Origin of the sequence: Photobacterium sp. DA100 (genome assembly GCF_029223585.1) — a bacterium.
Taxonomy (GTDB): domain Bacteria; phylum Pseudomonadota; class Gammaproteobacteria; order Enterobacterales; family Vibrionaceae; genus Photobacterium.
In genome coordinates this window covers 106495-129558 of record NZ_CP119423.1, presented here as the reverse complement: position 1 = coordinate 129558, position 23064 = coordinate 106495, and the positions used below count along the sequence as shown (strand labels likewise).

Here is a 23064-nt window from a genome sequence, read left to right as displayed (position 1 = left end):
GGCTTACGCCTCGCTGCCGTCCGGTACGAATACGTAGCCCAGTCCCCACACGGTCTGGATATAGCGCGGGCGGCTAGGATCTTCTTCAATCATCCGGCGCAGACGCGAGATCTGAACGTCAATCGAACGCTCCATCGCCGAATACTCACGGCCACGGGCCATGTTCATCAGCTTGTCACGGGACATCGGCTCACGGGCATTGGTTACAAGCGCCTTCAATACCGCAAACTCACCCGAGGTCAGAGGCATCGATTCTTCGCCACGGAACATTTCGCGAGTACCTAGGTTCAGGCGGAACTCGCCGAACTCGATGATCTTGCTGTCGACACTCGGCGCACCCGGAGCTTCAACCGTCTGGCGGCGCAGTACGGCTCGGATACGGGCCAGCAGCTCGCGTGGGTTGAATGGCTTAGGCAGGTAGTCGTCGGCACCGACTTCCAAACCGACGATGCGATCGACTTCGTCGCCCTTGGCGGTCAGCATCAGGATCGGCAGCATGTTGTTGGCATTACGCAAACGGCGGCAAATCGAGAGGCCATCTTCACCCGGCAGCATCAAATCCAATACCATCAGGTGGAAAGTTTCACGGGACAATAAGCGGTCCATTTGCTCACCGTTGGCCACGCTACGCACTTGGAAGCCCTGCTCAGAGAGGTAACGTTCCAGCAGCGCACGCAGACGCATGTCATCATCAACAACCAGAATCTTATAATTTTCCTGCATATCTCACCTTACTTGCATCGACCAAAGTTATCGTGCTTTGGGCGTATTTTACTCGACGTACCCAGCGGTTAGCTGAAATTTGCCGCTAAAATAACCACTAAATTGTTACCGTTTATGTCAGAGCTGCCCGTTTGTGGGGAGCTTTTGTCCGGAAGGTGAACAATATTGATTGTTTACCTACCTTTTAAACTAACCTAAATTCAATGAACTATCCAAAACAATACGCATTCTGGGTGGCTGAGACTTGATCTGTACCCCGTCCCGGACGACTATGGTCAGCAACTGAGACATTCAGCGTTCAGCAACCCGACAGACACCGGATCCTGCAATGAAAACCAACCTCATTACCCGCGAGGGCTATGACAAGCTCAAGCAAGAACTCGACTTTCTGTGGAAAGAAGAGCGCCCCGAAGTCACCAAAAAAGTGACCTGGGCAGCCAGCCTTGGCGACCGCAGCGAAAATGCCGATTACCAGTACAACAAAAAACGCCTGCGCGAAATAGACCGCCGGGTCCGCTACCTGCGCAAGCGCCTCGAACAAGTACAGGTGGTAGACTACTCGCCGCAGCAAGACGGCAAGATCTTCTTCGGGGCCTGGGTCGAAATTGAAAACGATGAGGGAGAGACCAAAGCCTTCCGTATCGTCGGCCCGGATGAAATCTACGGCCGCAACGACTACATCTCGATTGACTCGCCCATGGCCCGAGCCCTGCTGAAAAAAGAGGTCGATGACGAGGTCGAAGTGAATACGCCCGCGGGCAAAAAAGAGTGGTTTGTCAACAGCATCCGCTACCAATAGTTGCAGTTTGATAGCACTGTCAGATACTGACAGATCGTTAACACGCAATGCCTTGCCTGCACCCCAATCGCCCGTAGAATGGGCCCATACCAGACAACAAAGAGAAATGAACGGATGAGCAATACGATCAACCAGATGATTGCCAACGAGCTGAATGTTCGCCAGGAACAAGTCACAGCCGCAATCACTTTGCTCGATGACGGTAATACCGTGCCTTTCGTGGCCCGTTACCGTAAGGAAGTGACCGGCGGGCTGGATGATACCCAGCTCCGCACCCTAGAGTCTCGCCTTGGCTACCTGCGCGAGCTCGAAGACCGCCGCCAGGTGATCATCAAATCCATTTCCGAACAGGGCAAGCTGACCGCCGAGCTCGAAGCAGCCATCAAGGATGCCGACAGCAAAACCCGCCTGGAAGATCTCTATCTGCCCTACAAGCCCAAGCGCCGTACCAAAGGGCAGATCGCCATCGAGGCCGGTATTGAGCCACTGGCCGACTCGTTATGGAGCGATCCGAGCCAAACGCCGGAGCACAGCGCGGCCGCCTATGTCGATGCCGACAAGGGCTTTGCCGATGCCAAAGCAGTGCTCGACGGTGCCCGCGCCATCTTGATGGAGCGCTTTGCCGAAGACGCCACCCTGCTGGAAAAAATCCGCCGCCACCTGCAATCCCAGGCCGAGCTGACCTCGCGCGTGGTTGAGGGCAAGGAGCTGGAAGGAGCCAAATTCAAGGACTACTTCGAGTACAACGAAGCATTCAAGAATATTCCTTCCCACCGAGCCCTCGCCCTGTTCCGAGGCCGTAACGAAGGCATCCTGCAGATCAGCCTCAATGCCGATCCTAACCAGGAAGAAGGCGTGCGCGGCTCCTACTGCGAAGTCATGATTGCCGACCACCTCGGTGTGACGCTGGGCAGCCAACCGGCCGATATCTGGCGCAAGCAAGTGATCAGCTGGGCATGGCGCATCAAGATTGCCATGCACCTGGAAACCGAACTGATGGCGGCACTGAGGGAAAAAGCCGAAGACGGCGCGATGCAGGTGTTTGCCGACAACCTCAAAGATTTGCTGATGGCTGCGCCTGCGGGTCCTCGTGTCACGCTGGCACTGGATCCCGGTCTACGTACCGGCTGCAAGGTGGCGGTAGTCGATGCCACCGGCAAGCTGCTCGATACGGCCACTATCTACCCGCATACCGCCCGTGCCCGCGTCGCGGAAGCCGAGGCCTCCTTGTTGGCCCTGCTGAACAAGCACAACGTCGATTTGATTGCGATCGGTAACGGCACTGCTTCACGTGAAACAGACAGCTTTGTGGCCAGCCTGCTCAAGGACAACAACCTCAAGATCCAGAGCGTGATGGTCAGCGAAGCCGGCGCATCGGTGTACTCGGCCTCCGAGCTGGCCGCCAACGAATTCCCGCAGCTGGATGTATCGCTGCGCGGTGCCGTGTCTATCGGCCGCCGCCTGCAAGACCCGTTAGCCGAACTGGTGAAGATCGATCCGAAATCCATCGGTGTCGGCCAGTACCAGCACGATGTCAGCCAGAGCATGCTGGCCAAGCGCCTGGATGCCGTGGTCGAGGACTGCGTGAACGCCGTCGGTGTCGATGTGAATACCGCCTCGCCGGCCCTGCTGACCCGCGTCGCCGGCCTGAATGGCACTATTGCCCAGAACATCGTGAACTACCGCGATGAGAACGGCCGCTTCGACAGCCGCACTACGCTGAAGAAAGTCGCGCGCCTCGGGCCGAAGGCCTTCGAGCAGTGTGCCGGCTTCCTGCGTATCATGGGCGGCAAGAACCCGCTCGATAGCTCGGCGGTCCACCCGGAATCCTACGCCGTGGTCAAGAGCATCGCCGCTGCCAACGACAAGGCGCTCGAGGCCATCATTGGCAACACCGAGTTCCTGCGCAGCTTAAAGGCTGTTGACTATACCGATGACAAATTCGGCCTGCCGACGGTAACCGACATCATCAGCGAGCTCGACAAACCGGGCCGCGACCCGCGTCCGGAATTCAAGACCGCCACCTTCGCCGAAGGGGTCAACGAGGTCAAGGATCTGATCCCGGGCATGGTGCTGGAGGGGGTGATCACCAACGTCACCAACTTCGGCGCCTTCGTCGATGTCGGTGTCCACCAGGACGGCCTGGTGCATATCTCTGCCCTGTCGGACAAGTTCGTGTCTGACCCGCGCGAAGTGGTCAAGGCCGGTGATATCGTCAAGGTCAAGGTGATGGAAGTGGATCTGCAGCGCAACCGGATCGGGATGTCGATGCGCCTGAGCGACGAGCCAGGCCAGGACAGCAAGCCGGCCCGCAAGCCGCAGCAACCCCGTCCTCAGGGCAACCAGCGCAACCAACAATCACGCCAGCGCCAAGACCGCCAGTCGGGCAACGGCAACAGCGCGATGGGTGGTGCCTTTGCCGCCGCGTTTGCCAACGCGAAGAAGAAGTAAAGCGCCAATAGGCCAATAAGCAAAAAGAGCCGGCATTAAAGCCGGCTCTTTTTTTGGTTCTGTGGTTCTGTGGTTCTGTGGTTCTGTACCATAGCACCAGCTTTTTAAAGCACCACCAAGTACTCGGTCGGCGGGTTGGGCACCGTGGCCTGGGCATACTTGTGGGCTACCACCCCCTTGGTGCGCTCGGACTGGCTGATTTGCTCCAGCGCCTCGAGCAACTCGCGCGGCAGCTTGATGTGCATCGAATAGCCCAGATCACTGGCATCCGCCATATAGCTATCTGCCGACAGGGCTTTGACCAGCCTTTCCATCGCTTCCTGGTAGCCGTAGTGTTTCTCTTCCACGGCCGGATGCTGGTAGTCGGGGTGTTCGGAGGGATCCCAGGATGGCTTCTTGAGCTGCTTCTCTTCACTGCTCAGTGCACGCTCACGGGCCGAGGATTGCATTTCTGTGGGGGGGACGATTTTTTCACGTACACGGTTATCCCGCGCAGTTTGCTCGGTCGGCGGGTTAATCGTCGGGGCAACGGCTGGCGCGCCCACCTGTACGGGAGTGACTAGCATATCGGAGCCTCTCTCCTACCCACTACGCTTGGTGCCGATTGTCATGTTGGTTTCCCCTTTCCACCATCGCAACAAAACCAGTAACAGCCTCATAAGTCCGCGTCTTTACTTTGCTATCGGCTTAAGCGCGGAAAAGTTTAGCCCGCTCACTCTGCGCTCGTGCTTGACAGGCTGTACTCATATTAACCCGTAAACGCTTTTAGCGTATCGATAAATTCATCAGGATGGGAAATAAACGGCGCATGGGAAGCGGCAGCAAATACATGTTGCTGCGACTGCGGGGCGAGCGAGTCAAGATCGCGGGCGACCTTCGCCGGCACCAAACCATCGAGCCGGCCATAAAGCCGCAGCCACGGCTGCGAGACCGCCGCCAGTTCGGGGCGCAAATCGACCCGGGCCAAGATATCCAGCCCCAGCGCCAACGCGGCTGGGTTGGGTTCGGGACGGGACAGCACCGCCTCCTTGAGTTGGCGGATATCCTGCCTTGCAGTCCGGCTCCCCATTGCCTGCAAGGCCATAAAACGTTCGATGGTGGCCCTGAAATCCAGATCAAGCTGGCGGCGGAAATCGTCCAGCACCTCAGGTTTGATCCCCCGCCAGGTCTTTTCGGCTGCAAACCGTGGTGAGCTCGCCACGGTCACCAGTTTCTGTACCCTGCCCGGAGCCTGCAACGCAGCTGTTGTCGCGACCAAGCCGCCCAGCGACCAGCCGAGCCAAATCGCCTGCTCCGGCGCTTGCGCCAGTAGCATATTGGCCATCTCGTCGACATCGACAGCCGGGTGATGCCGGCTGTGGCCGTAACCAGGCAGATCAACCACATGCACCCGGTAATGCTGGGTAAGCTCCGGCAATACCTGCTGCCACACGGCACCGTTCATTCCCCAGCCATGAATGAGAAGTAGATCGGAACCTTGTCCTTCCGTTTGCCAGTGAAGCTGTGCTGTCATCTATATTTCCTGTATTTACGCCTCGGGATGACACGGATGGTATCGCTATTCACCCAATTCACCAACTTTCTCCGCCGCTACCATCGCTGCCAACTTTGTCAGCTGCCCGCTGACGGTAGCCATCCCTTATGGTGCAACCATTGCCTTGCCCGCTTTCCGTGCCCGCCCTACTGCCACCATTGTGGCAACACCCTAGTGGCATCCGCCAGCCACTGTGGCCAGTGCCTGGGCCACGCCAAGCCCTGGCAGCGCTTCTACCGCGCCGGCGAATACCAATTCCCGCTGCGCCAGCTGATCCACCAGCTCAAATTCCAACGCAAGTTCTGGCTGGCCCAGCCCTTGGGCGAACTGTTGGCACGGCAGATTGACGATCCGGCACCGTTATTGCTGCCCATCCCCCTGCACCCTCTTCGCCGGCTTAACCGGGGCTTCAACCAGAGCAGCCTCATCGCCCAGGCCGTTGCCCTGCAGACCGGCAGTCAGTTTGACACCCGGCTGCTCAAGCGCCGGCGTTACACCCCACCCCAGCACCGGCTCAGCAAAGCACAGCGTCAGCATAACCTCGAACAAGCATTTAGACTGGCCAACCCGCGCTCACTGCCGTCCCATGTCGCCCTCGTCGATGATGTCGTTACGACTGGCTCCACCGTGGCTGAAGCGGCGGCCCTGCTCCGTCAGTACGGCGTAGCACGGATCGATATCTACTGCCTCAGCTATACCCCACCGCAAAATTCTGCAGAAAAATCGCCGAGATCCGTGCCGAAATCATAGTTGCAGCGAATAATGGGTGATAGAAAGGGCAGCAAAGAGTAGAATAGAATTAATCTTACTAAATAAGTCAGGTATTACGTCGTGTCTATGATTACTATTTCTGAGAATGCTCAACAGCACTTCGGCAAGCTTCTGGCCCAGCAACCAGAAGGGACAAACATCCGTGTATTCGTGGTAAACCCAGGGACGCAAAATGCAGAGTGCGGCGTGTCCTACTGTCCACCGGAAGCCGTGGAAGCCAGTGACACCGAAATCAAATTCGATCTGTTCTCGGCTTTCGTCGATGAGCTGAGCCTACCGTTCCTTGAAGATGCCGAGATTGATTTTGTCACCGACAAGATGGGATCGCAGCTAACGCTTAAAGCACCGAATGCCAAGGTACGCAAAGTGTCTGATGACGCGCCGCTGATGGAGCGTGTTGACTATGTGATCCAAACCCAGGTTAACCCACAGCTAGCTGGCCACGGTGGCCATGTATCACTGTCTGAAATCACTGAAGACGGTGTGGCTATCCTGCAGTTCGGCGGCGGTTGTAACGGCTGTTCAATGGTTGACGTGACCTTGAAAGAAGGTATCGAAAAAGAGCTACTGGCCCAGTTCGCCGGCGAGCTCACTGGCGTGCGTGATGTTACCGAACACGCCCGTGGCGAGCACTCTTACTACTGATCCGCTGCCCCGCCAAACAAAAGTACATAAAAAAGCGAGCGCCTTGCGGCACTCGCTTTTTTGTATCTCGAATCTGAAAAAATAGCGGTTCTAAGCGTTGCCAAGAAGAACAGTTATGTTTTCAGGTTATTGACGTTTATTTATGCTCTCACAACCGTAATCGTCACGTTGCGACGGCCCCAGTTCCTTGCGGCTTTGACATCCTGGCCCATGTAGATATCAATTTTGTTGCGCCATCGCTTGTTCATTTTGTCCAGTACCACATACTCACCCGGCAGGCCGGAAATCTTGACCACGGTACCGCGCTTGAAGCCTTGTCCGAGCAAATCCCGCGAAACCGCAATCGCCTTCATGCCCGGTTTGAGCCGATCCCCCCAGGCCGCAATCGTCGGGTTGGCATTCGTCTGGGCCCGTACTGAGTTGTAGGCTGTTGCCGTAACCTTGTATGATTTGCCCTGGATAGCGGCCATTGCCGGCGCTACCCAGCTTATCGTCATTACCGCTAAAAAAAGTGCCAGAATTACTTTTTTCATTTACTCCTCCAAGTGGCAGAAATGCTCGCATTTTAACCAGATCATGCTGTACCTGGATAGCTTTTTTTGCCGCAAAAGTGAGCAAATTAAGTCAATTCATCCTAACTATTTGTTTGCATTAGCTGGCTGTAGGAAAATATTTTTTTGCCATTGGTAAGCAAATATCGCGGCCAGGCCACCCCCGCGCATCGCCATAAAACCGAGCATCGCCCCCCAAAGGGCATGGTTGCCAAAGCCCGACAGCAGCCACCAGAGGGCAAAATAGCAACAGGTGGCAACGAACATACTGTTGCGCATCTCACGCCCGCGTGTCGCGCCGATGAAAATACCATCGAGCAAGAAGCACCACATGGCAACCAACGGGACGGCGGCCAGCCATGGCAGATACTGCGCCGCCTCATCCTGTACCGCTGGAATATCCGAAATCAGGGCGATAATGTCACGCCCGAACACGGCAAAGACCAGGGTCAGCACCAGTGAGATCACCAGGCTCCAGAACGTTGTACCCACAAGGCTGCGTCCCAATTCATCACGATTTCGCGCCCCAATGGCCTTGCCGACCATCGCCTCCATGGCATAGGCAAACCCATCCATGGCATAGGAAACCAGCATCAAAAAGCTCATCAGTACGGCATTGGCAGCCACCACATTATCGCCTAGCGTGGCTCCCTGAAATGTCATGAAGGTGAACGTTAACTGCAGGCATAAACTGCGCAGGAAGATGTCCCGGTTGAGCTTGAGCAAGCGGCCGATACCTTGGCGAACACTGCCCAGCTTGCTGCGCAAGGCCGGCAGCGCATGGCTACGCCACTGACAGGAAACAAACCACAGCCCCATTATCAGCCCGCTGTACTCCGCCAGTACCGATGCCGCTGCCGCGCCCTGTACCTTCCAGCCAAAGCCGAGAACAAACAACACATCCAGACCGATATTGACCAAGTTGGTTACGATCAGCAGCCACATCGGCAGCTTGGCATTCTGGGTACCGAGCAGCCAGCCCATGATGACAAAATTGGCCAGTGCCGCCGGCGCGCCCCAAATCCGGATTGAAAAATATTGCTCGGCGTAAGTTTTCACTTCACTGCTGGCCGAGCTGAAGTGGAAAATGAGCTCGGCAACAGGCTGGTGGAACACAATCAGCACCAAGGCCATCAGCCAGGCGAGGGCTAGCCCCTGAATAAAGACCGTAGCCTGCGCCTCGCGATCCGACGCGCCGTAGGCCTGGGCGCTAAGCCCGGTAGTCGCCATCCGCAAGAAGCCCAACAGCCAGAAAGTCACGTTGATCATGGTCCCGCCGACCGCGACCCCGCCAAGGTACCAGGCGTGCTCGAGGTGCCCGATCACAGCCGCATCGACCAACCCCAGCAGGGGAACCGTAATATTCGACAACACCATCGGCAGTGCCAGGGCAAATACCTGACGGTGCAATGTTCTATCTCGCAACGCTTGCAGCACAACAACCTCAACTTTCGGACTCCAGCCCGCGATTATCTGGTGTTAAGCGGCAAATAAAAAGCCCCCATGGACAAAATCCACAGGGGCAATTCCCAGTCTGCAGGATGGGAATATTCGGTCCGGCGGCCCAACCCAATCATCAGGCCACGGTTAAACCGATAATAGCACCAAAACCTGCCAGCGCTATACGGCACGCACTAAATCAGCAGGGCCGCCAACCAGTGATCGGCCAGCAATACCACAAACAGTGCCAGCAAATGCCATATCGAATACTTGAAGGTGGCCCATGCATGGCCGGGCTCGTCGGCAAACTTCAGCTTGAGCGCATAGCCGATGAAGCCGAGGTTGAGCACGCTGCTTCCTATCAGGTACAGCCAGCCGCTCATCCCGGTTAGCCAAGGTAGTAACCCAACCAAGGCCAGCATCAAGGTGTAAAGAAGCACCATGGTCTTGGTGTACCCGATGCCATGGGTGACCGGCAGCATCGGGATCCCCGCCTTGGCATAGTCATCCCGACGGTGGATAGCCAGCGCCCAGAAATGGGGGGGAGTCCAGGTGAAGACCAGCATCACCAGCAGCAGGGCATGGGAGTGCAGTTCGCCGGTGACGGCGGTCCAACCGAGCAAGGGCGGTGCGGCTCCGGCGAGCCCGCCGATCACAATGTTCTGCGGCGTGGCATGCTTGAGCCAGACGGTGTATACCAGGGCATAGCCGATCAGGCTGGCGAAAGTCAGCCAGGCGGTCAGGGCGTTGAGCTGCCACAGCACCACAAACCCGGCGACCATCAATACACAGGCAAAAACTACCGCCTTGTGGGTTTCAACCCTCCCCTTTGCCAGTGGGCGATGGTAAGTCCTCGCCATCTTGGCATCAAAACGGCGATCCAGTACATGGTTGAAGGCCGCCGCAGCGGCCGACTGCAGGCCGATCCCCACCAGACCGAACACCACCGCTTTGAGCGGCGGGATCCCCGGCACGGCCAAACACATCCCGACCAATGCTGTCAGCAACAGCATGGCAACCACTTTGGGCTTGGTCATGGTCAGGTAATCCTGCCACACCCTACCCGGTGACAGGGGCTTATAGCCCCCTTTGACTACAACCTGACTCTTTGCCATGCCCTGGCCCTCCTCTGGCTATGCCACATGTTTATCCATTCCCTGTCCGGCTGCGACCTGGCCGGGGCAAGCGCCCTGCAATCGCATCCGATATACCTGCAGGTTGACCGCCACCAACGATAGCAGCAACAACACACCCGTCACGTTATGCGCCACTGCGACCGACAGCGGCAGACTGGCCACAATATTGGTAATACCAAGGCCGATTTGCCCCGCCAGCACCAGGAGCATCACCGTCGCCACCACTCTCAGCGCCCGCAGCCGCCACAGCAAAAAGGCAAGCGCAGTCAGTGTCATTGCGGTGACCATGGCACCTATTCTGTGGGTGACATGGATAGTGACCCGCTGCTGGTAATCGAGCACCCCGTATTGGTAGGTCTCATGCTCGGGCTGGATCAGGGCGAAGGCCGACGTATCGAACCCCTGCCGCCAGTCCACTTCACACAGCGGCAGCTGGGTACAGACCACCGCCGCGTAGTTGGCCGCCGTCCACCCGCCCAGTCCGATTTGCCCGATGACGACCAGCAGACCAAACACAGCAAACACCTGAAGCCCCCTGTGGGGAATCTCCACTTGTGGTAGTACCGCTCTGCTGTCAAGCCGCAGCCAGAGCAAGAAAAGTAAGGAGGCGGTGGTAAACCCGCCCAATAAATGCCCCATCACGACGACAGGCATCAAATCCATGGTGACGGTCCACATCCCGAGCAGGGCTTGGAAAATAACCGTAGCCAACAGCATGAAAGGAAGGGCTTTGGGGCGGGTTGGCTTGCGCCACGCCAAGATATTGAGTGCCAAAATCATCAGCCCCAGGGTACCGGCAACATAGCGGTGCAGCATTTCGTTCCAGGCTTTATCTGCCTCCAGCGGGGCATCAGGAAAACGAGAAGCGGCCAACGCCTGCTGGGCGTCCCCCTTCGGCACCCCGGCAAAGCCATAGCAGCCAGGCCAGTCCGGACAGCCCAGTCCGGCTTCGGTGAGGCGGGTGTAGGCACCAAGGGCAATGACGCACAGTGACAAAGCGAAGGTCACAGCTACCCAGGTGCGGTAGTTATCTTGTTTCATCCTATGCTCTCCTTAGCCAATTTTGGAAATCTTCAGCAGCCGTTTGAGATCCCTCAACACATCCTTGCCCTGTGCCAATACCGCCATCTGCCCCTTCACCAAGGGGTAAGCCATCATCACATTGCCGAGCGGATCGGCGATATAAATCGCCTTAGCACCGTACTCAAGAGTCTTTAGCTGGCTGACCACATTCTTCGGCACCTCCCGCTGCTCGATGCCAGCCAGCTGCTTTTTGACATCGGCAGGCTGCTCGTCGAGCGTGTCGCCGTCTATCAGCAGGACGCTGCTCAGCCGGTCCTGCTCCGCCCCCACGGCCTGCGGGACTTGGCGCAGATTGAACAAGGCCCCCTGGCACAACTCATCGCATTGCTGGGGCAGCAGGTAAATCAGCTGCCATTGCTTACTCTGGCCCAGCCACTCCGAAGCCATGGGCGATGCCAGCAACTCACCACGGTTAGTCACCCCGCCCTGGTACCAGTTGAGATCCAACACCAGCTTGGCCAGGATCGCCGGCAACGCAAAGGCCGCCAGCAGTAACAGCAACGTTCCTTGTTTCTTCATGATTTGCTCCTTCTCAGCCACCAAAAAGCGAGGCCGGATACCGCCAGCGCCATCAAAAACCATTGCAACGCATAGGCATAGTGTTTCTGCGGCCCCATGACCACCGGGACCCAGGTCTGGTTGAGGGCCAGCGGGCTGCCCGGGTCAATCTGCAACACCCAGGGCTGCAGGTCTAGGCCCATATGCTGACTCAATGCCTGCGGACGGATATTCTGGACCCGCAGGGGGTAACCCTGCCCCATCACCTCCGGCGCCAGCTCGAGCAGGGCGGACGGCGGGGCAATAATGCCGCTGACCCTGAGCTCGCCGTGATGCTCGGGCAACACCGGGATCTGATCCCGGTAGGCCGGCGCGGCAATCCAGCCCAAATTGACCAGCACCCACCCGTCATCGGTCGCCAAGGGATACAGCACATGGTATCCCGGCCGCCCCTGGTAGAGCTGGTTGTCCAGCAATACCGCCTTACTGTGGTCGAACTCCCCCCTTAAGGTCAGGCTGTACCAGCGGGGGTCCGACGGCAGACTGGCCAGGCTGTAGTACATCTGCTCGCTGCGAAACTTCAGCGTATGGCCAAGGCTTTCCTTTTCCTGGGCGCGGGTCATTTGCCACAACCCCAACTTGACCAATGTCGCCAGCACAGCCACAGTAAAAAGAATAAAACCTATCCGACGCATGATTCACCCAGCCCTAACCGGAGACCTCTATGTTGCTGAAAGCTATAATTGTTTGCCTGTTGGTTTTTATCGTGTTGAACCTCTTCCGAGCCTTGCCCGTAATGCTCCAGGGCAAGCAGGCACAGCCGATGTCTCGCCACTTGGGGCGCCGGGTACTGTTCTCGGTCTTCCTGTTTGCCCTGCTGCTGATTGCCCTGGCCAGCGGCTACATCACCCCTAACCCGAGGCCCTACTAGCCTCACAGGATGTAAACGAACACGAACAGCCCCAGCCACACTACGTCGACAAAGTGCCAGTACCAGGCTCCGGCCTGGAAGGCAAAATGCTTCTCTGGGGTAAAATGCCCCCGCAGTACTCGCAGCCACACAATAAACAGAATGAGCGTCCCTAGCGTGACATGCAGGCCGTGGAAACCGGTCAGCAGGAAGAAGGTGTTGCCATAGATCCCGGCATCCAGTGTCAGGCCCATATCTTGATAGGCATGGATATACTCCACCCCCTGCAGGTAGACAAACAGCGAGCCGAGCAGCACGGTCAGCAGCAAGAACAGTTTGAGCTTGGGCCGGTTATCCTGCTCCAAAGCCGTATGGGCAATATGCACCGTCACCGATGAGGTCAGCAGGATCAAGGTGTTGTAGAGCGGCAGGCCCAACGGCCCCATCGCCGTGGTTTCCGTCCCGCCCGGCGTCATCACCAAAGGCCACTGGGCGATAAATTCCGGCCACAATACCTCATGGGTCATCGCGTTGTTGCCTGCACCGCCCAACCAAGGCACCGCTATCATCCGGGCGTAGAACAGGGCGCCGAAGAAGGCAGCGAAGAACATCACCTCGGAGAAGATGAACCAACTCATCCCCTGGCGGAAAGAGCGATCCATCTGGCGGCTATACAGTCCGCCCATCGACTCGCTGATCACATCCCGGAACCAGCCCACCAGCATGATCAGCAGCAAGCCCACCCCTGCCAGCAGAATCCAAGGCCCCTGGCCGCCGAAAAGATCCCCTACCGTTGCCCCTGCCCCCATGGCGATCAGGAACAGGGCGATCGCACCGACAATCGGCCAGGCGCTGGCCTCGGGCACATAATAGTTCTCGTGGGGAGGTGTCACCGATTGATCATGTTCAGAATAAGGATTCGCCATCATTCAACCTCATTGCGTTTGTGCCGGCGCATCCGGCTGGGCGTTGTAAAGGGTATAGGCTAGGGTCAGGGTGTTGATGTCCTCCGGTAATTCCGGATCGACATAGAACACCAGAGGCAAGCTGGCCGTTTCACCGCCAGCCAGCGGCTGGCGGTTGAAACAGAAGCATTCGATTTTATTGAGGTAGCGGGCCCCAAGGCCCGGGCTGACCGAAGGCACCGCTTGACCGACCGTTTCTTGCCCGGTCAGGTTCTTCGCCTTGTAGGTGATGGTATGGGTCTGGCCGGGGTTGACTACCAACTGCCTGATCTCCGGCTCGAACGTCCATTGCACCCCGGGATTGATGTACGAGACAAACTCCACCGTCACCTCGCGGCTGGTATCAACCCGCTCGCTGGCCGCGGCCTGGGTATCCGAGGTTTTGCCATTGATACCCGTGATATCGCAGAACACGTCGTACAGCGGCACCAGTGCAAAAGCGAAACCGAACATCGCAACGGCCATCAGGGTCAGAGACCAGATAGAACGCTGCTTTTTTTTACCCGACGCCATATCTGCGCTGGTAGCAGGCTGTTTGCCAGGCTCTTGATCAAACTGGGGCTTATCCATCGCCAACCCTCCGCTTAATCCACTTTAGGTGGAGTCGAGAACGTATGGTGCGGAGCCGGCGAGGCCACCGTCCATTCCAGCCCTTCGGCACCATCCCACGGCTTGGCCGCAGCTTTCTCCCCGCCGCGAACACATTTGATTACCACGGCAAGGAATATCAGCTGGGACAAGCCGAACAGGAACCCGCCGACACTGACCACCGCATTGATATCTGCAAACTGCAGTGCGTAATCGGGGATCCGGCGCGGCATCCCGGCCAGGCCGAGGAAATGCATCGGAAAAAATAAGATATTGACCGAAATGATCGAGCACCAGAAATGCCACTTGGCCAGCTTCTCGTCAAACATATGCCCGGTCCATTTCGGCAGCCAGTAGTAAGCCGCGGCCATGATGGAGAAAATCGCCCCCGAGACCAGCACATAATGGAAGTGAGCCACCACGAAGTAAGTATCGTGGTACTGGAAGTCGGCCGGGGTTATCGCCAGCATCAGGCCGGAGAAACCGCCGATGGTAAACAGCACGATAAAAGCAATGGCAAACAGCATCGGCACTTCGAAGGTCAGTGAGCCGCGCCACATGGTCGCCACCCAATTGAATACCTTCACCCCGGTCGGCACCGAGATCAGCATGGTGCAGTACATGAAGAACAGCTCGGCGGCGACCGGCATCCCGGTGGTGAACATATGGTGGGCCCATACCAGGAAGCTCAGCCCAGCAATCGACGCGGTGGCGTAGACCATAGAACTGTAGCCAAACAGCTTCTTGCGGGAAAAAGCAGGGATAATCGCCGAAATGATACCGAAACTAGGCAAAATCATGATATATACTTCCGGGTGGCCGAAGAACCAGAAGATATGCTGGAACATCACCGGATCGCCCCCGCCGGCGGCATCGAAGAAACTGGTACCGAAGTACTTGTCGGTCAGCACCATAGTGACCGCCCCGGCCAAGACCGGCATCACGGCAATCAGCAGGAACGCGGTGATCAGCCAGGTCCAGACAAACAGCGGCATCTTCATGTAGGTCATACCCGGCGCGCGCATGTTGACGATGGTCACAATCACATTGATCGCCCCCATAATCGAGCTGATCCCCATAATATGGATCGCAAACACAAACAGGCCGGTACTCTCCGGGCTGAAGGTGGTCGACAGCGGCGCGTAGAAGGTCCAGCCAAAGTTGGGACCGCCGCCCTCCATGAACAGCGAGGCCAACAGCATGGTGAACGCAAACGGCAGGATCCAGAAGCTCCAGTTGTTCATCCGCGGCAGGGCCATATCCGGCGCGCCGATCATCAGCGGCACCATCCAGTTGGCCAGGCCGGTAAAGGCCGGCATCACGGCGCCAAATACCATGATAAGGCCATGAACTGTGGTCATCTGGTTAAAAAAGTTAGGGTCGACCAGCTGCAGCCCGGGCTGGAACAGCTCCGCCCGGATCACCATCGCCATGGCCCCGCCAATCAGGAACATGGCAAAGCTGAACATCAGATACAGCGAGCCGATATCCTTGTGGTTAGTGGTAAACAGCCAGCGCTTGAGACCGGTCTGGTGGTGCTCGTGATGCTCATGCTGCTCGGTCTGGGTGTCCTCGACCTCGGTCTGCTCACGCAACATATCCGTCATCGTCACTCTCTCCCTTATAGATCCTGACCGTCCATCACAGCCTGCACTTCGGCAGCCTGCACGGTGTCTCCGGTGTTGTTATCCCAGGCGTTGCGCTCATAGGTGATCACTGCCGCCAACTCTTTGAGGCTCAACTGCGGTCCGAAGGCCTGCATAGCCGTTCCCTGCTTGCCATGGACCACAATACTGATGTGTTCGAGCTTGGCACTGGGATCAACCGATAACCCTTGGCCTGCCAGCGCCGGGAAGGCCCCGGGGATCCCCTGACCATTGGCCTGGTGGCACATGGCGCAGCGGGTGTTGTAGACCTGTTCGCCCAAGATCATCAGCTCGTCCAAGTCCATCTGCATGGCCAGCAGCCGCTGCTCTTCTTCCCGGGCCTGTTGCTGGGCAATCTTGGTGGTTTGCAGCCACTCCTCGTATTCCGCCTGCGGCTTGGCAATCACCACCACCGGCATAAAGCCGTGGTCCTTGCCGCACAGTTCGGCACACTGGCCGCGGTATACGCCGGGTTGATCAATCCGGGTCCAGGCTTCGTTGATAAAGCCAGGATTGGCATCTTTCTTCACCGCAAAATCCGGAACCCACCAAGAGTGGATAACATCCTGCGAGGTAATGAGGAAACGGACTTTCTTGCCGACGGGCAGTACCAGAGGGCGATCAACTTCCAACAGGTAGTTGCTGCGCTTTTCGCGTTCGTTGGCGATATGGGCTGGGCTGGTCGCCAGCAGGGAAAAGAACTCAACGTCTTCATCGAAATAGCGGTAGTGCCATTTCCATTGTGAGCCGGTAACTTGGATGGTCATGTCTGGCTGGGAGGTATCTTCCATCGCCAGCAAGGTTTTGGTGGCCGGGACCGCCATGATGATGAGGATAACGAACGGGATCACCGTCCAGAGGATTTCGACTTTGGTACTCTCGTGAAAAGAAGCGGCTACCGCTCCCTTGGACTTGCGGTGATGGATGATAGACCAGAACATCACCCCGAAGACCACCAGGCCGATCGCCACACAAATGTAGAAAATCGTCATGTGGAGATCAAATACCCGCTGGCTGACCTCAGTCACCCCCTGGGTCATGTTCAGTGGCATGGGTTGAACTTCTGCCTGTGCTGGCAGTGTCAGCAGAACAAACAGATAGCACATCAAATGGCGAATCATCACCCGGCTCCCTCCTATCCTTTTCCTATCAAAGCCCCCCCTCAACACAACCGCTTTAGTGGGGGTAGCGCAAAATGACTCAGAGTCATCCCTGCATACTGTACAGATACGTTGTCATCTGCCGTTACATGGTTAACAGTTTGTTTACATTTTAACTTAGGACAGGATCGTCAGATTGCGCAAAAAAAATTGGGCAGAAAAAAAGGAGAAAAAACAAACTGGCATATTGCATGCAGGACATTAATGGGGAGCAAAGTAGCAGCATTCCAATGCCAGTTCTGGGAATTACAGACGAATATGCAGCAATACCGGCAACATCCGGAATTTCAATCCAGGGAGCCGTGCCAACCAGCGCTGCCAGGGCCGCCATCTGGAGCAGCCGGTGTCCATCGGGCTGTACCGCCCAACAGCCGTCGCCCAGGGCACCCACTGCAGCAACGTGCGACGTGGGTCTCGCAGGGCATGGCGATAAGGTTTATCTATTCCCATTTTGCCCGCTAGCGGCGACTGGCAAAGATCACCCGCCAGCACCAAGCACAGCTCGAACCGACCAAAGTGACACGCCAGCGACTGGACCACATGGGCCAGCTCGGACTCGCTGGCTGCCAGCAAGGCATGATCGCACAGCACCATTACCGGCACCCCAGGCATTGATGGCAAGGCCTGGAGCCAGGACAGATCAGTGGTTGACCCGGGGAACATCCGATAGCGCTCGCTGCGATGGAACAGACGCTGTCGCCACAACAAGTTCTCACCGACATCGACATCAAACCAACGGCAGCGGCCGTTATCAACCCGGTAAAAGCGCGTATCGAGCCCACTGCCAAGGCTGATGATCCGCCCATCAGGATGGCGGCGGAGGAATTGCTGGATCTGGCGGTCGCAAATGAGTGTCAGGCTGGCGTGCAGCAGCTGCTGCTGGGAGACATTACCTTCGAGGCATTCGGGCTTGAGGCTGCAGTGCGTGCAGGCCGCAGCAGCAACGGGATCATAAATCAGGCGATCATCAGCCAGGCTTTCACGGCTTCGGAGCCAAAGCGGCTGGAGGAGATCGGCGGGAATATCGTGGCGGACGGTATCGGTCATTATCATCTCCTTTTGAATACAGAGATGATAATGACTATCATTACCAGTTGTAAAGGGGTAACGGCTGGTTTTTAAAACAGTGCCGCTACATCCAGTCGCTGTTGCGGATCACCCCCACCGCAATGCCTTCAATCGACAGTTGCTGGGTGTTGAGATCAACCACGATCGGAGCAAACTCTTCGTTCTCGGCATGCAGCAGCACCTGCGCGCCCTTGCGTTCAAGACGCTTGACCGTCACATCATCTTCAACCCGGGCAACCACAACCTGGCCGTTGCGGACATCCTGGGTTTTGTGCACAGCCAGCAAATCACCGTCCATGATCCCGATATCTTTCATGCTCATCCCGTTGACTCGCAGCAGGAAGTCGGCACGGGGCTTGAACAGCGATGGATCCACCTCGTAGTGGGTTTCAACATGCTCCTGGGCCAAAATCGGCTCACCGGCGGCGACTTGGCCGATCAGTGGCAAGCCGCTTTCTTGTTCCTCGCTGCTACCCAGCAGGCGGATCCCACGTGAGGCACCAGGAATGATTTCAATCACTTCCTTGCGGGCCAGTGCCTTAAGGTGCTCTTCGGCAGCATTGGCAGAGCGGAAGCCGAGTTCACGGGCTATTTCAGCACGTGTTGGCGGCATTCCAGTATCTTCAATTTTTGCTTTGATCAAATCAAAGACTTCTTGTTGGCGCGGCGTTAACGGCTTCATAACTCACCCTGTCTTTTTATACAGTTCACTGTGAGTATATCCAGTGTTATCTCGCTTGAAAAGGTTATTGTTTAGGAAAACAACAATATTGGCGTAAATCCACCAGCCGGCCTTCTTTACCGTAACCCCGCATTTCTAATACCCAAAAGCGATACCAAAGACGGTATTTAAATCAATAAAATTGTCATATAACCGCAAGTCTGTGCTATTTCGCTGCTTATAACAGGTTTTTTTCTGCTATCCTTGCCACGCATTAAGAATTCGAGGCTAGTAAAAGATATGTCAAGTTGGCAGAAAATCTATCAAAAAATACTGGATTTGCCGCTTTCTCTGCTGGTTAAAACCCACTCTATTCCTTCCGATCCGGTTGCGGATCTGGAATTGGATTTGGAACGCCCGATTGTTTACATCCTGCCGTTCCGCTCAAACACCGATTTGATGACGCTGCGCAGCAGCACCCAGAAACTAGGATTGCCGGATCCGCTGTCTCCGCTAGAGCTCAACGGACAGCAGTTTGTCCGCTATGTCTACATTTCCGACGGCCCAAGTGTCTTCGGCGATAAGACCGAGCTGCCGCAAGAATCGATTGATCTTTTTACGGCCCTGCTCGAGCACCACAAGCAAGACAGTGAACTGGATATTCAGGTTGTTCCTGCCTCTATCCTCTGGGGCCGCAAACCCGGCAAGGAAGAGAACCAGAAACCAGTGCTGCGCCCGCTCAATGGCCCGGAGAAGTTCTTCACCATCCTAGGCCATGGCCGCGACTGTATGGTCCGCCTGAGCCCAGCAGTATCGCTGCGCTACATGGCCGATCACCACGGTACCGACGACTCGATTGCCAACAAGCTGGCAAGGGTGGCCCGTATCCATTTCTCGCGCCAGCAGCTGGCCGCATCCGGGCCGAAGTTGCCGGATCGCCAGGTGCTGTTCAACCGCCTGCTGAACTCCAAGGCGATTGAAAAAGTTGTCGCAGAAGAAGCGGCAAGCCGTGATGTGCCAATCGAGAAGGTACGCAAGGAAGCCGTCGATATGATGGAAGAAATTGCGGCCGATTTCTCCTACTCGCTGATCAAGCGGGGGGACCGTTTCCTCGGCTGGCTGTGGAACAAGCTCTACCAGGGGCTGAATATCCACAATGCCAAGCAGGTACGCAAGCTGGCCCAAGACGGCCACGAGATTGTCTACGTGCCATGCCACCGCAGCCACATGGACTACCTGCTGCTGTCTTACGTGCTTTATCAGGAAGGCTTGGTGCCACCGCACATTGCAGCCGGTATCAACCTGAACTTCTTCCCGGCCGGCCCTATCTTCCGCCGTGGTGGTGCGTTCTTTATCCGCCGTAGCTTCAAGGGCAACCGCCTGTACTCCACCGTATTCCGTGAATACCTGGCCGAGCTATTTGCCAAGGGCTATTCGGTTGAATACTTCAGTGAAGGCGGCCGCTCCCGGACCGGCCGTTTGCTACCGGCCAAAACCGGTATGCTGTCGATGACCATCCAGGCGATGCTGCGCGGCCTCAACCGCCCGGTGACCCTGGTGCCGGTCTATATCGGCTACGAGCACGTGATGGAAGTGGCGACCTACGCCAAAGAGCTGCGCGGCAAGCGCAAAGAGAAGGAAAACGTCGGCCAGGTGATCCGTACCCTGCGCAAGCTGCGCAACCTCGGCCAGGGCTACGTGAACTTCGGCGAACCAATCCCACTCAACCACTACCTCAACGAGCATGTCCCTGAGTGGCACAAGGATATTGACCCGATCGAGCCCCAGCGTCCGCAATGGCTGAACCCGGTGGTCAACGACCTAGCAGTGAAAATGATGACCCACATCAACGATGCGGCGGCAACCAATGCCCTGACGCTGTGTGGGGTCGCACTGCTTGCCGCCCGCCAGCGTGCACTGAGCCGTGAAGATCTGGAGCAGCAGCTTGAGTGCTACCTGCAGTTGCTGCGCAATGTGCCTTATTCTGAGCAGTTCACCGTGCCGGACGAAGATGCCAAAGCGATGGTTAAGCATGCCATCGAAATGGACAAGTTCGTGGTCGAGCGCGACAGCTTGGGGGAAATGGTGTCACTGAACCGCCAGCAGGCGATCCTGATGACCTACTACCGCAACAACATCATCCACCTGTTCGCGATGCCGTCGCTGATCGCCAATATCGTCATCCACCACCAGGAACTGGCCGTGGGCGAGATTGTCGAGCAGGTCCGCCGCCTGTATCCATTCCTGCAGGCAGAGCTGTTCCTGCGCTATGGCAAGGACGAACTGGACTCGGTGATCGAAGCTCAGGTGGAAGAGCTGGTTCGCCAGCGCCTAGTATTGCGCGACGGTGACCAAATCACCCTCAACAGCGCCCGTATCGGCCCGCTTCACCTACTGGCCCGCACCATCTCGGAAACCCTGCAGCGTTATGCGATTGCCCTGACCCTGCTCAACTCCGAGCCGCAGCTGATGAAGAGCGATCTCGAGCAGCAGAGCCAGATGATGGCCCAGCGCCTGAGCCGTCTGCACGGTATCAATGCGCCGGAGTTCTTCGACAAGGGTGTGTTTGCGACTCTGGTGAAAACCCTGCGCAGCGAAGGCTACCTCAACGAGGAATGCCACGCGGTATCGCAACCGGTCGAGCAGCTGGCCGAGCAATTGGCTGCCCTGGTATCGCCGGAAGTGAAGCTGACCATCCAAGCGGTGATGAACCGCGAAGACCGTGGCGACGAGAGCGAAACCGACGCCTAACCGCGCAATTCACCTCACCCAAAGGGCTGCCGAACGGCGGCCCTTTTTGATCCCAGCCTAATGCCTTGTCCCACCGTACTGCTTTTCGAGCTTTTGACCAGCCATAGTCCCAAAGCTCTGTGCCACTTTGTGGGATGGCTGGCGGACACAAAAAAAGCGCCCTAAACGGCGCTTTTCGATAGTGGGAACGGCGGGCTATTTAGGCCAGATACGTACTGACCACGATGCCGATACAGATCAGCATGCCAACATAATTGTTGTTCAGGAACGCCTTGAAACACGGCTCGCGCTCGCGGCCGCGGATCAGCATTTGCTGGTACACAAACAGCGACGAGGCCAACAGCAAACACCAGTAATAGACCTGCGACATCCCTTCGATCGCACCAACGGCAATCAACAGCACCAAGGTACCCAGCTGCAGCAAGCCGATGAGCATCTTGTCAAACCGACCAAACAAGATCGCGGTAGATTTGATACCCACCTTGACGTCATCATCGCGATCAACCATGGCATACTGGGTATCGTAAGCGATAGTCCACAAGATATTGGCGACAAACAGCAGCCATGCCACCGCCGGCAACTCACCGGCCTGGGCCGCATACGCCATAGGGATCGACCAGCCGAACGCCATCCCCAGCACCAGCTGAGGCAAATGGGTATAGCGCTTCATGAACGGATAAGCCGCGGCCAATATCACCGCCACCACCGACAGCATGATGGTCAGGGTGTTCATGGTCAGCACCAGCAGGAATGATACCAACACCAACAAGCCGAACAAGGCTAGCGCCTCGCGCTCAGACACCTTGCCCGATGGCATCGGCCGCTGGGCGGTACGCTTGACATGGCCGTCGAAGTTACGGTCGGCAAAGTCGTTGATCACACACCCGGCCGCCCGCATGAAAATCACCCCGAGTACAAATACCAGCATCACATGGGGATTGGGCATGCCTTCCGCAGCCAGAAACAACGCCCACAGTGTCGGCCACAAAAGCAACAGGCTACCAATCGGGCGATCGAAGCGCGCCAGCTGCCAGAACGCTTTCATCTTGGTCATTTCCAACTTAGGGTCTCCTTATATATAGGTGCTTCCTGCAAAAACAGCTCGGCCACCAACAGCGGCTTGTCATTGAGCCACAACCGTGAGCGGCGGGCCCAGACGGGCTTATCCTCACTGCCGACATTGGCGATCACCAACGCATCACGGCGTGCGGTGCGGTCGGTAAAGACCCGGAAACCGAGCGGCATCTCCCCCAGTTGTGCCAAGTCCTGCTCCTGGCCTGTCAGGGTAGTCAGCGGGATCAATGTTCTGGCAAAGACCCACGGTACCCCGTCCCCCTTGAGCACCACCTTGCGCAGCAGACAATCAACATCACCAATCAGGGCGCGTTCATCCCCCGTTAGGCGTTCACGGCTGATCTGGCTCTGCTCCTCCAGCGACACGGTAAAAGCCTGGCAATGGCGCTCAAACCGACGCGACAAGGAGTCCAGCTCCAACAACCAATGCCCAAATTCGGTCCCTTCAATGACTGTCTCTTCCGGCGCCAGCCATTGGGCACTATCTAGCAAGGGCTTGTACAACTGTTTGAATTTCGACATCTTTCCAACAAAATCTCTACCCAATCGCCAGCTAGGGCTTGGTAGATCAAGGTTAATTTATTACCATGAAGAAACACTATTGTAGCAA

Annotated in this window: 23 protein-coding genes; 6 read left to right on the top strand and 17 right to left on the bottom strand. The window is 56.9% G+C overall.

Annotated elements, in window-relative coordinates:
* Positions 1–3: 3 nt before the first annotated feature.
* Positions 4–723, bottom strand: coding sequence for a two-component system response regulator OmpR (gene ompR / locus PTW35_RS00630; RefSeq protein ID WP_039457175.1), 720 nt, complete (start codon positions 721–723; stop codon positions 4–6).
* A gap of 328 nt (positions 724–1051) precedes the next feature.
* Here ompR and greB point away from each other — a divergent pair, with 328 nt between their 5' ends.
* Positions 1052–1522, top strand: coding sequence for a transcription elongation factor GreB (greB, locus tag PTW35_RS00625; protein WP_281026120.1), 471 nt, complete (start codon positions 1052–1054; stop codon positions 1520–1522).
* A gap of 114 nt (positions 1523–1636) precedes the next feature.
* Positions 1637–3973 carry a Tex family protein gene (locus PTW35_RS00620; protein WP_281026119.1) on the top strand — a complete coding sequence of 779 codons (2337 nt, stop codon included), beginning with the start codon at positions 1637–1639 and terminating at the stop codon, positions 3971–3973.
* A gap of 104 nt (positions 3974–4077) precedes the next feature.
* On the opposite strand, the gene PTW35_RS00615 is transcribed toward PTW35_RS00620, so the two are convergent.
* The gene (locus PTW35_RS00615; protein ID WP_281026118.1) at positions 4078–4539 is read right to left on the bottom strand and encodes an ATP-dependent Lon protease; all 462 of its coding nucleotides are present in this window, start codon (positions 4537–4539) and stop codon (positions 4078–4080) included.
* A 182-nt stretch (positions 4540–4721) separates the two neighbouring features.
* Entirely contained in the window at positions 4722–5486 is a 765-nt protein-coding gene (gene bioH / locus PTW35_RS00610) for a pimeloyl-ACP methyl ester esterase BioH (RefSeq protein WP_281026117.1), read from the bottom strand.
* A 36-nt stretch (positions 5487–5522) separates the two neighbouring features.
* Between bioH and PTW35_RS00605 the strand changes: the two genes are divergently transcribed.
* On the top strand, positions 5523–6257 hold the full coding sequence (locus PTW35_RS00605; RefSeq protein WP_281026116.1) for a ComF family protein: 735 nt from the start codon (positions 5523–5525) through the stop codon (positions 6255–6257).
* 87 nt (positions 6258–6344) lie between these two features.
* Positions 6345–6923, top strand: a complete 579-nt coding sequence (gene nfuA / locus PTW35_RS00600; RefSeq protein WP_281027410.1) for a Fe-S biogenesis protein NfuA — start codon at positions 6345–6347, stop codon at positions 6921–6923.
* Between the two features lie 140 nt (positions 6924–7063).
* Here the strand turns inward: nfuA and PTW35_RS00595 are convergent, their stop codons facing one another.
* The 6 genes from PTW35_RS00595 to PTW35_RS00570 all read right to left on the bottom strand — a co-directional run bounded on the left by PTW35_RS00595 (position 7064) and on the right by PTW35_RS00570 (position 12326).
* The gene (locus tag PTW35_RS00595) at positions 7064–7456 is read right to left on the bottom strand and encodes a hypothetical protein (RefSeq protein ID WP_281026115.1); all 393 of its coding nucleotides are present in this window, start codon (positions 7454–7456) and stop codon (positions 7064–7066) included.
* 105 nt (positions 7457–7561) lie between these two features.
* Entirely contained in the window at positions 7562–8911 is a 1350-nt protein-coding gene (gene dinF, locus PTW35_RS00590) for an MATE family efflux transporter DinF (RefSeq protein ID WP_281026114.1), read from the bottom strand.
* A gap of 197 nt (positions 8912–9108) precedes the next feature.
* A complete protein-coding gene (gene cyoE, locus PTW35_RS00585) occupies positions 9109–10029 on the bottom strand; it encodes a heme o synthase (protein ID WP_281026113.1) in 921 nt (306 codons plus the stop codon).
* A gap of 18 nt (positions 10030–10047) precedes the next feature.
* Positions 10048–11091 (bottom strand): COX15/CtaA family protein, encoded by a 1044-nt coding sequence (locus PTW35_RS00580; protein ID WP_281026112.1) that lies wholly within the window; start codon positions 11089–11091, stop codon positions 10048–10050.
* Positions 11092–11103: 12 nt separating this feature from the next.
* A complete protein-coding gene (locus PTW35_RS00575) occupies positions 11104–11652 on the bottom strand; it encodes a cytochrome oxidase (protein ID WP_281026111.1) in 549 nt (182 codons plus the stop codon).
* Entirely contained in the window at positions 11649–12326 is a 678-nt protein-coding gene (locus PTW35_RS00570; RefSeq protein WP_281026110.1) for an SURF1 family protein, read from the bottom strand. Before PTW35_RS00570 ends, PTW35_RS00575 begins: the two co-directional genes overlap by 4 nt.
* Before the next feature lie 29 nt (positions 12327–12355).
* Between PTW35_RS00570 and PTW35_RS00565 the strand changes: the two genes are divergently transcribed.
* The gene (locus PTW35_RS00565; RefSeq protein ID WP_281026109.1) at positions 12356–12562 is read left to right on the top strand and encodes a DUF2909 domain-containing protein; all 207 of its coding nucleotides are present in this window, start codon (positions 12356–12358) and stop codon (positions 12560–12562) included.
* A gap of 2 nt (positions 12563–12564) precedes the next feature.
* On the opposite strand, the gene PTW35_RS00560 is transcribed toward PTW35_RS00565, so the two are convergent.
* From PTW35_RS00560 to lexA, 6 genes are all read right to left on the bottom strand, one after another.
* On the bottom strand, positions 12565–13467 hold the full coding sequence (locus PTW35_RS00560) for a cytochrome c oxidase subunit 3 (RefSeq protein WP_281027409.1): 903 nt from the start codon (positions 13465–13467) through the stop codon (positions 12565–12567).
* Between the two features lie 9 nt (positions 13468–13476).
* Positions 13477–14019: a cytochrome c oxidase assembly protein gene (locus PTW35_RS00555; protein ID WP_281027408.1), complete on the bottom strand. Its 543-nt coding sequence runs from the start codon at positions 14017–14019 to the stop codon at positions 13477–13479.
* A 71-nt stretch (positions 14020–14090) separates the two neighbouring features.
* Entirely contained in the window at positions 14091–15701 is a 1611-nt protein-coding gene (gene ctaD / locus PTW35_RS00550; RefSeq protein WP_281026108.1) for a cytochrome c oxidase subunit I, read from the bottom strand.
* A gap of 14 nt (positions 15702–15715) precedes the next feature.
* On the bottom strand, positions 15716–16861 hold the full coding sequence (coxB, locus tag PTW35_RS00545) for a cytochrome c oxidase subunit II (protein ID WP_281026107.1): 1146 nt from the start codon (positions 16859–16861) through the stop codon (positions 15716–15718).
* 285 nt (positions 16862–17146) lie between these two features.
* Positions 17147–17947: a class I SAM-dependent methyltransferase gene (locus PTW35_RS00540; RefSeq protein WP_281026106.1), complete on the bottom strand. Its 801-nt coding sequence runs from the start codon at positions 17945–17947 to the stop codon at positions 17147–17149.
* Between the two features lie 85 nt (positions 17948–18032).
* A complete protein-coding gene (gene lexA, locus PTW35_RS00535) occupies positions 18033–18650 on the bottom strand; it encodes a transcriptional repressor LexA (RefSeq protein WP_281026105.1) in 618 nt (205 codons plus the stop codon).
* Positions 18651–18929: 279 nt separating this feature from the next.
* Here lexA and plsB point away from each other — a divergent pair, with 279 nt between their 5' ends.
* Positions 18930–21380 (top strand): glycerol-3-phosphate 1-O-acyltransferase PlsB, encoded by a 2451-nt coding sequence (gene plsB, locus PTW35_RS00530; protein ID WP_281026104.1) that lies wholly within the window; start codon positions 18930–18932, stop codon positions 21378–21380.
* Between the two features lie 199 nt (positions 21381–21579).
* Here the strand turns inward: plsB and ubiA are convergent, their stop codons facing one another.
* Positions 21580–22440, bottom strand: a complete 861-nt coding sequence (gene ubiA / locus PTW35_RS00525) for a 4-hydroxybenzoate octaprenyltransferase (RefSeq protein WP_281026103.1) — start codon at positions 22438–22440, stop codon at positions 21580–21582.
* The gene (locus tag PTW35_RS00520) at positions 22431–22976 is read right to left on the bottom strand and encodes a chorismate lyase (RefSeq protein ID WP_281026102.1); all 546 of its coding nucleotides are present in this window, start codon (positions 22974–22976) and stop codon (positions 22431–22433) included. Before PTW35_RS00520 ends, ubiA begins: the two co-directional genes overlap by 10 nt.
* Positions 22977–23064 lie beyond the last annotated feature (88 nt).

Excerpts from the sequence above, each read along its gene's own strand:
- PTW35_RS00565 (WP_281026109.1), top strand. The coding sequence starts at position 12,356 with ATGTTGCTGAAAGCTATAATTGTTTGCCTGTTGGTTTTTATCGTGTTG.
- PTW35_RS00615 (WP_281026118.1), bottom strand. The coding sequence starts at position 4,539 with ATGCTAGTCACTCCCGTACAGGTGGGCGCGCCAGCCGTTGCCCCGACG.
- PTW35_RS00580 (WP_281026112.1), bottom strand. The coding sequence starts at position 11,091 with ATGAAACAAGATAACTACCGCACCTGGGTAGCTGTGACCTTCGCTTTG.
- PTW35_RS00575 (WP_281026111.1), bottom strand. The coding sequence starts at position 11,652 with ATGAAGAAACAAGGAACGTTGCTGTTACTGCTGGCGGCCTTTGCGTTG.
- PTW35_RS00520 (WP_281026102.1), bottom strand. The coding sequence starts at position 22,976 with ATGTCGAAATTCAAACAGTTGTACAAGCCCTTGCTAGATAGTGCCCAA.
- cyoE (WP_281026113.1), bottom strand. The coding sequence starts at position 10,029 with ATGGCAAAGAGTCAGGTTGTAGTCAAAGGGGGCTATAAGCCCCTGTCA.
- PTW35_RS00555 (WP_281027408.1), bottom strand. The coding sequence starts at position 14,019 with ATGGCGTCGGGTAAAAAAAAGCAGCGTTCTATCTGGTCTCTGACCCTG.
- PTW35_RS00540 (WP_281026106.1), bottom strand. The coding sequence starts at position 17,947 with ATGACCGATACCGTCCGCCACGATATTCCCGCCGATCTCCTCCAGCCG.
- coxB (WP_281026107.1), bottom strand. The coding sequence starts at position 16,861 with ATGATTCGCCATTTGATGTGCTATCTGTTTGTTCTGCTGACACTGCCA.
- bioH (WP_281026117.1), bottom strand. The coding sequence starts at position 5,486 with ATGACAGCACAGCTTCACTGGCAAACGGAAGGACAAGGTTCCGATCTA.
- lexA (WP_281026105.1), bottom strand. The coding sequence starts at position 18,650 with ATGAAGCCGTTAACGCCGCGCCAACAAGAAGTCTTTGATTTGATCAAA.
- PTW35_RS00570 (WP_281026110.1), bottom strand. The coding sequence starts at position 12,326 with ATGCGTCGGATAGGTTTTATTCTTTTTACTGTGGCTGTGCTGGCGACA.
- PTW35_RS00620 (WP_281026119.1), top strand. The coding sequence starts at position 1,637 with ATGAGCAATACGATCAACCAGATGATTGCCAACGAGCTGAATGTTCGC.
- PTW35_RS00605 (WP_281026116.1), top strand. The coding sequence starts at position 5,523 with ATGGTATCGCTATTCACCCAATTCACCAACTTTCTCCGCCGCTACCAT.
- PTW35_RS00560 (WP_281027409.1), bottom strand. The coding sequence starts at position 13,467 with ATGGCGAATCCTTATTCTGAACATGATCAATCGGTGACACCTCCCCAC.
- ompR (WP_039457175.1), bottom strand. The coding sequence starts at position 723 with ATGCAGGAAAATTATAAGATTCTGGTTGTTGATGATGACATGCGTCTG.
- PTW35_RS00595 (WP_281026115.1), bottom strand. The coding sequence starts at position 7,456 with ATGAAAAAAGTAATTCTGGCACTTTTTTTAGCGGTAATGACGATAAGC.
- nfuA (WP_281027410.1), top strand. The coding sequence starts at position 6,345 with ATGATTACTATTTCTGAGAATGCTCAACAGCACTTCGGCAAGCTTCTG.
- plsB (WP_281026104.1), top strand. The coding sequence starts at position 18,930 with ATGTCAAGTTGGCAGAAAATCTATCAAAAAATACTGGATTTGCCGCTT.
- ctaD (WP_281026108.1), bottom strand. The coding sequence starts at position 15,701 with ATGACGGATATGTTGCGTGAGCAGACCGAGGTCGAGGACACCCAGACC.
- greB (WP_281026120.1), top strand. The coding sequence starts at position 1,052 with ATGAAAACCAACCTCATTACCCGCGAGGGCTATGACAAGCTCAAGCAA.